The organism is Paenibacillus sp. 01T443 (genome assembly GCF_056398325.1).
This window is the reverse complement of record NZ_JBFTPE010000004.1, coordinates 351,098-361,000: the sequence shown is the minus strand read 5'-3', so window position 1 is coordinate 361,000 and position 9,903 is coordinate 351,098. Positions and strand designations below refer to the sequence as shown.

At 49.0% G+C, this 9,903-nt stretch carries 7 protein-coding genes; 4 read left to right on the top strand and 3 right to left on the bottom strand.

Translation table 11 applies throughout. The features are described 5' to 3' along the window. The 3 genes from AC1DLI_RS07740 to AC1DLI_RS07730 form a co-directional block, all read left to right on the top strand. Positions 1-311: helix-turn-helix transcriptional regulator (locus AC1DLI_RS07740; protein ID WP_477601169.1), on the top strand; the 311-nt coding region annotated here is incomplete at its 5' end. A gap of 138 nt (positions 312-449) precedes the next feature. Beyond that, positions 450-1,769, top strand: a complete 1,320-nt coding sequence (locus tag AC1DLI_RS07735; protein ID WP_477601167.1) for an ABC transporter substrate-binding protein — start codon at positions 450-452, stop codon at positions 1,767-1,769. A gap of 98 nt (positions 1,770-1,867) precedes the next feature. Next, positions 1,868-3,970 (top strand): glycoside hydrolase family 36 protein, encoded by a 2,103-nt coding sequence (locus tag AC1DLI_RS07730; RefSeq protein WP_477601165.1) that lies wholly within the window; start codon positions 1,868-1,870, stop codon positions 3,968-3,970. A 558-nt stretch (positions 3,971-4,528) separates the two neighbouring features. On the opposite strand, the gene AC1DLI_RS07725 is transcribed toward AC1DLI_RS07730, so the two are convergent. Then, a complete protein-coding gene (locus tag AC1DLI_RS07725; protein WP_477601163.1) occupies positions 4,529-6,595 on the bottom strand; it encodes an acyltransferase family protein in 2,067 nt (688 codons plus the stop codon). A 304-nt stretch (positions 6,596-6,899) separates the two neighbouring features. Here AC1DLI_RS07725 and AC1DLI_RS07720 point away from each other — a divergent pair, with 304 nt between their 5' ends. Further along, on the top strand, positions 6,900-8,147 hold the full coding sequence (locus tag AC1DLI_RS07720) for a TolB-like translocation protein (protein ID WP_477601161.1): 1,248 nt from the start codon (positions 6,900-6,902) through the stop codon (positions 8,145-8,147). Between the two features lie 139 nt (positions 8,148-8,286). Here AC1DLI_RS07720 and AC1DLI_RS07715 read toward each other — a convergent pair whose 3' ends face one another. Both AC1DLI_RS07715 and AC1DLI_RS07710 read right to left on the bottom strand, forming a co-directional pair. Continuing rightward, the gene (locus AC1DLI_RS07715; RefSeq protein WP_308999303.1) at positions 8,287-9,255 is read right to left on the bottom strand and encodes an MraY family glycosyltransferase; all 969 of its coding nucleotides are present in this window, start codon (positions 9,253-9,255) and stop codon (positions 8,287-8,289) included. A 111-nt stretch (positions 9,256-9,366) separates the two neighbouring features. After that, positions 9,367-9,897 carry a type III secretion system chaperone family protein gene (locus tag AC1DLI_RS07710; RefSeq protein ID WP_477601159.1) on the bottom strand — a complete coding sequence of 177 codons (531 nt, stop codon included), beginning with the start codon at positions 9,895-9,897 and terminating at the stop codon, positions 9,367-9,369. Positions 9,898-9,903 lie beyond the last annotated feature (6 nt).

The window sequence follows — 9,903 nt, the reverse complement described above, 5'->3', positions numbered from 1 at the left end:
TTGAAGTAGGGGATATTAAAACCTATATCGACAATCATTACTTTGAGGAAATCAAAATTTCAATGTTTGCGGACAAGTATTTTTTGAGCAGGGAATATTTGATGAAACTATTTAAGCAGCAGTTCGGTTTTGGGATTCATGAGTATGTACAGAGGGTTCGAATGTACAAGGCGAAGGAGCTGCTGGACGATCCAAACCTGAAAATCCAAGATATTTCGGAAATGCTGGGATACAAGGATAAGAACTATTTTAGCAAAGCATTCCGCAACTATTATTCGTTATCGCCAACCGAGTATCGGTCCTCGAAGTGAACAGTTAAAAAGTGAACTGCATGCAGCATGACACTTTTTTACCCTTAACTATTCACTTATGTACATTCTTATCCTATTTCTTTTTCTTTAAAATAGGCATCGTAGACCACAATCAATGAAGGAAATGGGGGCATTACAATGATTAAAAGATTTCTGGCACTGTCCGTCAGCCTAGTGCTGATTATCGGAATACTGGCTGCTTGCGGCAGCGACAAGAACAATACGACAGGCAACAACGAGGGTACAAATACCGGTGATAATACGGAAGCCACGGATAAGCCAGTCACAATCAATATGTTTACTGCCTCTCCAGAATACACAGACGCTTTCAATGCATACATCGCAGAATACAAAAAAGTAAAACCAAACGTTACAATCAATCTAGAAATTATGCAAGCCGACTATAATACGGTTCTAAAATCGAAAATCGCTGCAGGCAGCACGCCGGACGTGTTCCAAACGACTGCGGGCGGAGATATCGACACTTTTGCTGAATACAGCGCGGATTTGACTAACGAGCCGCTTGCGGCTGCAATGACCGATTCTGTCAAAATCAACATGAGCTCCAAAGACGGCAAGGTGCTTGGCTTCCCGGTCAAAGGCAATCTGATGAACATGGTTTATAACAAAAAACTGCTTGCGGAAGCAGGCATTACCGAAGTGCCGAAAACAACCTCCCAAATGGAGGATGCGATCGCGAAGCTTGAAGCAAAAGGTATCACGCCGTTTGCCAATGCTTATAAAGAGTGGTGGGTATGGAAGCATATTTTCCAAAACTTCGTGAATGCGGCTGCTGAAGATGCAGGCATCACGCCGAAAGAGTTGGTTGGCAAATTTATTGCCGGCGACACAACGTTCAATGACCATCCTGTATTGAAAGATAACTTCTTCAGCTTCATCGATACGACTGTAAAGCATGGCACGAACAAACCGCTTGAGCGTGACAGCAATGCTGAAGTAAGTGACTTCGCTTCGGGCAAAGCAGCATTCATGACAGGCAAAGGCGCATGGGATGAAGAAGCAATCAAAAAAATTACGCCAGATTTTGAGCTTGGCATCGTTGGTTACCCTGTAAGCGAGAAAGCAGAGCAAACACTGCTCGTAACTGGTGCGGACCAAGCGCTTCGCATTAACAAAGATTCTAAAGTAGCGAAAGAAACAATTGAATTCTTCAACTGGCTGTACACTTCCGACTACGGTAAAAACTGGTTCTCCAGCGTAGCGAAGGTTATTCCTCCAATCAAGGATGCTCCGCTTCCTGAGCTGGATATGCCGAAGCAAATGGAAGAGATTTTGAAAACAGAAAAATCCGGCGATTTGTCGGTTAACTACTCTCTAGATACGTTCCACCAAAAGTTTGGTGAGTTGATGCAAGCTTACATCGGCGGCAGCAAAACGAAAGACCAAGCCATTGACGAAATTCAGAAAGCTTGGGTTCAATTCGGTTCTGCAGAGTAAGGCTATCAATAGGCAATTTCTTAACTCAGCACTTTTACAGTGCTGAGTTAAGCTGTTTTTAGGGCAGAAAAAATGGCGGTTAAGGATGGGGATGCACGATGAGTAAACTTATTGAAATCGTAGAAAACGGGCTGCACCTGCAGTTTGAGATTACCAAAAGCGGCGATGTGCTGTTTCTCCATTTTGGAGCACAGCCTTTGGCTGAGGATATTATTGAAGAGAAGCAAAAGCCGGGTTTTCGGCTGCTGGAGCTGCAATTAACGGGCGAAGACCGAGCGGAGTATCACGGGCGTACGCATCGTGCTTCTTATCCCGGACTGAGAATGATATATGATTCGCATGAGGATTCTCGCAATGAAGGGGGACGCAAGCTGGAGCTTGCATTGCGGGATGAGGTCACGGGATTAAAAGCCGTTCAGCATTTTCAGTTCTATGATGGCTTACAAACGGTTCGCAGCTGGACGGTGTTAAAGAATGAGGGAGCTTCGGATGCAGAGGTGGAATATGTGTCCTCTTTCGCGCTAACCGGACTCGATAAGGAAGGCCAGCAGGACCGCGATGAAAAAATGAGGCTCCACTTGGCGCATAACGGCTGGCAAAGCGAGCTGCAATGGCGCTCTTACAAGCTTCCGGAGCTAGGTATGTCGCATTTGATTGACCGCGGCTCCAAGCGCGTATCCTGCAGCAATACCGGCTCATGGTCAGCGGCGGAGCATATTCCGATGGCAGTTCTGCAAAATGAGGAAGCAGGAACAAGCTTGTTCTGGCAAATTGAGCATAACGGCTCCTGGCACTGGGAAATCATTGAACAGTCTGATTTGCTGACCGTGCTCATCAGCGGTCCGACAGAGCATGACAATCACTGGTGGCTGAAGCTTGCGCCAGGCGAGGAATTTGTCTCGGTGCCGCTTGCCATTGGTTCGGTTGAAGGCGGCTTCGAAGAGTCCATCGAGCAGTTGACGACGTATCGCAGACGAATTCGGAGACCGAATGAGGATAACCAGCTGCTGCGGGTTATTTTCAATGATTATATGAACTGCCTATGGGGTGCTCCTACCACCGAGAAGCTGCTTCCGCTTATTGATGCCGCCGCCGATGTGGGCTGCGAATATTTCTGTATCGACGCGGGCTGGTATGCGCCGGGCGAATGGTGGGACGGCGTTGGCGAGTGGCTGCCTTCTGAGGAGCGATTCCCGGAGGGCATCAAGTATGTGCTGGATTACATTCGCGGCAAAGGTTTGATTCCCGGCTTATGGCTGGAGCTCGAAGTGATGGGCATCAATAGTCCGAAGCTGGCAGAGACCGATGACAGCTGGTTTTTCATGCGTCACGGCAAGCGGCTAAAGGACCGCAGCCGTTACCAGCTCGACTATCGTAATCCGAAGGTAATTGCGCATGCGGACGAGGTCATTCGGCGGTTGGTCGAGGATTACGGCGTCGGCTACATCAAGATGGATTACAACATCAATGCCGGCATTGGAACAGAAAGTGATGCCGACAGCTATGGGGATGGACTGCTTCAGCATAACCGCGCGTATTTAAGCTGGCTCGACAAAACGTTCGCCAAGTATCCGGACCTGGTTATTGAGAACTGCTCTAGCGGCGGCATGCGCATGGACTATGCGATGCTGAGCAGGCATAGCATTCAATCGACAAGCGACCAAGAGGATTACGTGAAATACGCGGCGATTGCTGCGAGCTCACCGGCTGTATTAACCCCAGAGCAATCGGCCATTTGGTCCTATCCGCTGCGCGAGGGAGACGATGAGGAAGTTATTTTCAACATGGTCAATGCCCTTTTGCTGCGGGTTCACCAGAGCGGTCATTTGGCGGAGCTTAGCCCTCGGCGAAGAGTGCTGGTCAAGGAAGCGTTGGACTATTATAAAATCATTCGCGGCGATATTTCCGCAGCGCTGCCGTTTTGGCCGCTCGGCCTCCCGACACAGCAGGATGACTGGATCAGCTATGGCCTGCGCCATGAGGACCGGATTTATTTGGCCGTGTGGCGCATTAAAGGAAGCTCTCCTACGGTTAAGCTGCCCCTTGCAAGGTGGAAGGAACAGCAGCTGGAGACGCGGTGCGCGTATCCTGCCGAATCACATGGCACTGAAATGGTTTGGCATGAAGCGGAAGGCATGCTGGAGGTTAGCTTGCAAGACGTGAGAACCGCGAGGTTGTTTGAGCTTCGGGTAGGTAAATAAGACAGAGCAGTTGAGAGCGATGTGAATGGAATCGCGCTCAACTGCTCCTTTTTTTTAGATGCGAATTAATAAGTTACCACTAATAGATGTGCATTTCTATCTATGCAAAACAACAGCTTTTACTATGGAGGACGGCGACCGCCGTGTAGGCTTGGATTATAAATCCGTTAACGTCAGCAGGATGCTATGCAGCTTTTAATTTAGAAGGAGAATCTCACGTTAATTATTCGTTTTATTCGTATTTATAGAATATAACGGGAATACCTCATGTTAATTCGTATCGATTGGCGGTTTTCACTTAAGAACGCGTACTTTAACGGGAGAAATTCCATCTAAGTGAACGCTGCAGCATCATACTAACTATGTAACGGGAGAAATTCCTGTTAAGTATAGACCGCAGCACAATACCATTCATATAACAGGAGAAATTTCTGTTAAGTATAGACCTCAGCCTAATACCAACCATGTAACAGGAGAAATTCCTGCTACATGGGAAAGTGTGCGAGATCATTTAATCTGGGAGCAGCCCAGCAAAAAAATACCCTCATAAATGTATTCTCAAATAGCATCAGCCAGCAAATCCGCATAAAACTCCGCGCCATGCGTCTTCAGGTGTACGCCGTCCTTGGAGAAGAAATCCTCTTTTCCTTTGCTTGCGGAATACCAATCCACGACAGTCACGTGTTTATTGTTTTTGGCCGTTTCGGCTAGCATTTTATTTACGGCATCCTGCCACTTGCGCGGTACGCGCGTGTTCACCATAATAATTTCGCGTTCTTCTCCGATTGCATCAAGCAGCGCATTCATCTGTTTGTCAGTAAAGGCCCCATTTGTGCCAAGCTCGATAATGACCTTGTCGCCTAGCTTGCTTTTCCTTTTCAGCTCGTTAATAATTTCCTCTGCTTGAGAAAACTGTCTGCCAACCTTGCCGTCTATATGGATGCCGGGCAGCCGTTTTTCAAGATAGGGACCTGCATCTAGCAGAACGGAGTCACCAATTGCCGTAATTTTACTTACATTGCTGGAAGCGTCAGGCTCGTTGCCATCCGAAGGCTTAGCTGAACCGCTGCTGCCGCCCGCTGTTTCCGTATCCGTTGTTGTATCGGTTACAGGTTTGCCTCCCGCTGTGCCGGTATCTGGCTGTTTTGTGCTGCCTACTGCAGCTGAACCCGGTTTTTCTGATGGTTTCCCTGCGGATGAAGCGGGGGCATCAGGCGTCGGAGTCGGAGTCGGCGTTGATGTCGAAGTTGACGTTGGAGTCGGTTTATCTTGCCCATTCGAATCAGGCTGGGTAACCGTTCCTCCTTGGCCGGCCTCCACATTTTCTTCCGTATTAGGCAATGCAGCTGCCTCATTAGAATGGCCGGGCTTAACCGTGCCCATATCGCTGCCGTTGCTGTTTGCAGATTGCAAATCGACGCTGCTTGTGCAGGACACGCAGGAAACAATAAGCACGATGCCCGCGAAATAAGACGTTGATTTACGAAATTGCGGCAGGCTAAGCCGCAGAGCTTGCTTCTTAAGCAAGGCGAATAGCTTGCCCAGCGCGCCATGTCGAATCGGCTCCTCCACAAACCGCCAGGATAGCTCCGCAAGAACAAAGGTAAGAGCGACTTGAATAAGAGCGCGTACAGGTTGGAGCTCACCGATCTCTGCAGTAGGTGTAGTCAATACGATAATCGGATAGTGATACAAATAAATGCCGTAGGAGCGGACGCCGATCCACGCAAGAAATTTATTGCCGATGAGCTGTGCAAGTTTACTTGCGGGATGCGCCATCGCAGCGACGACTGCCGCGGTTGCTATGGCGAGCAGCACCATGCCGCCGCGGTATAGTGAAGCATCGTATTCGCCGGTTTGAGCGATCATAAACAAAATAATAATCAAACCAGCCGTTCCCACGGTATCCAAAAGAAGTCGGCCGCGGACGGAAACCGATGCGGAAAGCTTCCAGCTCGGCCAGACGACGGCAAGCGCCGCACCGATAAGGAGAGCGAACGCTCTCGTGTCCGTACCGTAATAAACTCGGCTTGGATCCATGCCAGGCTGATAGAGCAGCGCCATTGCGCCGGCCGAGATTGCGGCTGCCGCAAGCGTCCATAAGGTGAGCATGCCGCGTTTTGGAACGAAGCGTATGACAGCGATCAATACGAGCGGCCATACGAGATAAAATTGTTCCTCGACCGCGAGCGACCATAAATGCCCGAATGGGGATTCGGGACCGAAGCTCTCGAAATAGGAGACCTCATGAAAAATGAGCCACCAGTTGCTTATATAGAGTAAAGCGGAGCCGATATCTCCTTTTAGAGAAAAGAGTCTGTCGGTATCGCTGATCATTAGCCATAGGGAAACAAATGCGATCATGAGGAACATGGCAGGCAGAAGCCGTCTAGCGCGGCGGATGAAAAATGTTTTTAAATCAATCGACTTTTTTTGGCCCAGCTGTTTAAGCAAGATGTCGGTAATGAGATACCCAGAGAGGACAAAAAACATGCTCACGCCAAGCAAACCGCCCGGCACGGCTTTGAGGTTTAGATGATAGGCGATAACAGCGAGAACAGCAATCGCGCGCAGGCCATCGAGCCCGGGCATATATCGGCCGCTGTTGCCGATTGGTTTAGGCATGGCATACTCCTCCTTCGCAACACGGGATGGGGAGACTTGCAGCATGGCGGGTTAGACGAAGATCGTGAGACAAGCAGCGGTTAGTGTGGATACGGATGGAAAAAATGATGTTCAGCCCCTCTGGATGATAAATCGTTGTAATAGCAATTATAGAGTGAAAGACGAAAAAATTCGTAACAGAACAGTTACAAACCGGTATCCAACCAGAAACAACAAAATGGAAGGCTGCGAGTGAAAAGAAGTATGATTCGGCGGCTGGAGGGAACGGTAACCTTAATGTGATTTTTCGGAGGAGGCAGAACACGTGAAATCTTTGAAAATAGGGTTGGCCTTGTTGTTGTTTGCTTTGGTTTGGATGGCAGGAGGTACGGAAGACGCTGAGGCTGTAAAGGGGGACAGCGAGCTTATTGCCGCTTTTGTGCGGAACGGAGATCTTTGGATAAAAAAAAATAACCAAGAGAAGAAGCTGGCCGGCGGACCTTTTATCCGAAATCCGAGGTGGTCGTTTGACGGGAAGTGGCTCGCTTATACGAAGGGAGAATTCGAAAAGGAGCTTTGGGTGATGGAGCTGAGTACAGCTAGGAGCAGTCTTGTCCATCCGGAGGGCGGATCTCGTTTCCAGTGGTCGCCTAGTGAAGAGAAGCTGGCCTATCAAATGAACGGACAGCTGCAATATGTCGATGCAAGAAGCCCTAATAAACCGCTTGGAACAGCTGATGGAATCGGCAATTACTCATGGCTGCCAAGCGGCGATGGCTTCTTTGCGTCCTCGCAGTCCGAGCTTCTGCCAGATGGCTGGACGCCGATCATTCTTTACCGGATACCGATTAAAGTACTGGGAGATATAAGTCAATATATAACGATTCACGTGCTGCCAAAGCAGTCGGATGATTTTTTTGCAGTTGGGACAAGCGTGTTCAAATGGTCTGCTGACGGCCGTTGGATTGCATTTCTGGCTACGCCGACGGCTTCTTTATCGGCCGATAGCAATACGCTGTGCGTCGTTTCAGCGGATGGCGTCGTATTTCGGACACTGGACGAAATGGTGAATAATGCGCAGTGGTTTGAATGGGCAGACCGCGGTGACCATTTAGCCTATATTGCCGGAGTTGGACGCGAGGCAACAAGGAATAAACAGCTGAGGGTGCTGGCGGTGACCACGGAGAAAGCGGCTGAATATACGCCTAAAGGTTTTGTCGATCAAGCTTTTGCGTGGCAGGGTTTGGCGCATATGGTCGTGTCGAGAGCGGTCGAATCAAAGGAAGGGATCGGCTTATCCGAAGCCGCATATCCTTATTTAGTCAGGGTGGAGCTGGAGAACGGCAGGCAGAAGCTAATCACGAAGCCGTCTAAGAAGCATGGCGCTTACAATCCAATTGCGCTGCATTCGATGCTGGCTTGGGTGAAATATAACAGGGCTGAGGCAGACGTGATGTTGACGGATGAGAACGGACGCCATGCGGCGGAGTGGATTAAACGGCTCGACATCGCGGATTCGTATTATGGACAGTGGAACTGGCCCGCAGCACTGTCTTTTTATTGCTCAAAATGAAGGGTAAACGAGCGAAGAGGCCGTCCCTAAGGCAATATGCCTTTAAGGACAGCCTCTTCAAACCGTCTGTTAATGAGTTTAGGTTTTATTCTGAGCTGCCTTTGACACTCAGCTATACAGCTTGCTGTACCGGCTAGCTTTAAATCTGTACAAGCAGCAAAATAATAGAGGATAAGCATAGACAGGTGCTGATTAAGCAGAGAAACATAACGACCTGCTTATGGTTTAAGCCCGCCCGGAGCAGGCGGTAATGCGCTTGGCTGGCATCAGCCTGATAGATCGCTTTTCCTTGCAGCATCCGTCTCACCACGACGAACAAATTATCGAAGATCGGAACGCCCAGCGCCAAAATCGGAATGAACAACGACATGACGGTCGCTTGCTTAAAAGCGCCATCCAGCGCGATAACCGCTAAGATGAATCCGAGAAAGGTAGCTCCGGCGTCACCCATGAATATTTTGGCCGGCGGCTTGTTGTATCGTAAGTAGGCAATGGTGACCCCGACTAAAATAATGGCCATAATGGCGGAGTTGGATTGACCCTTTGCAATGGCAACAACAAAAAGCGTGACGGCCGATATTGCAGAAAGTCCGCCAGCGAGCCCGTCCATGCCATCGGAGAAGTTAATGACCGTCGTAACGCCGAATATCCATAAAATCGTAAGCGAAAATTGCAAAATGACAGGAAGCAGTACATATTCGCCTGATAACGGGTTGTAAAATCCGGTGAAGGAAATGCCGGAGGCATAAACAAGCACCGCAGCTGATATTTGCACAATAAACTTGGGAAGCGAAGGGAAGTCCTTGCCCTTTGTCTTATACCAATCATCGACCGTACCAATGATGAGCAGCAGCACGCCCCCTGCAAAAATAGCGCCGGTCTGCAAGGAGAAATCCCTGGTGACCAGCAAATACGTAAGGAAAAATCCAATGAAGATCACATAGCTTGCCGTGAGCGGAATCGGCTCTCGATGAAGCTTACGCTCAACGTCCTTGCGAGGCTTGTCCACAAAATCAAGACGGAAAGCCAGCCTGCCAAAGGGCGGTATCAAGAAATAAACGATTGCAAAGGAAACCACTAGAGAGAGTGCGTATAAAATAATCGTCACCACCGTTATTTTTTGAAGGAACAACAGAATTATACAATCCGAGCAGAAAATTGTCGATTGGCGGAAACGTATGTGAGAAGATATTAATCTAGCAGCAAACGGTCGAAACGGCTACAGAGTGAGCGTTTCCAGTATATCATCGGCAGATGCCTCGCCTGTTGCAACCTTGAGAAATGCCTCCATATAAAGCTGATGAAGGTGAAGAATAAGCCCGTTTTGCGTGTCGATGGCTGTGACGTTGGATACGTCCTCGTTACCTAACAGAAGGAGCGAGTTGTGCTTGAAATAAACCACGCCTGTGTCTTCAAACAATCCGAATGCGCCAAGAGTCAGAATCGTATTCAGCTTTGCCGCTAAGCGGAGAAGCTCCCCGTGATAAGCAGAGGAAACCTCTTCTGCAATCGTAACGAAGGCTTGCAAAATACAAATGCCCGCAGCCTCGGCGTCCTCCATGTTCGGAAGAAAGCAAAGCTCCAGCTGTATGTCCCGCGCTTCCTCGCCAATCTCATCAAACTGGACAATGAGCGAGCGGAACGGATCGTCGGATGTGGGCTCCGCCCAGCCGGTTTGAAAGCCTTCGGCTTGATAGTCGGTCTCCAGTAATAGCAGCAGACGGTTTGGGCCAGTTGAAAAGTTTGTCATATATAC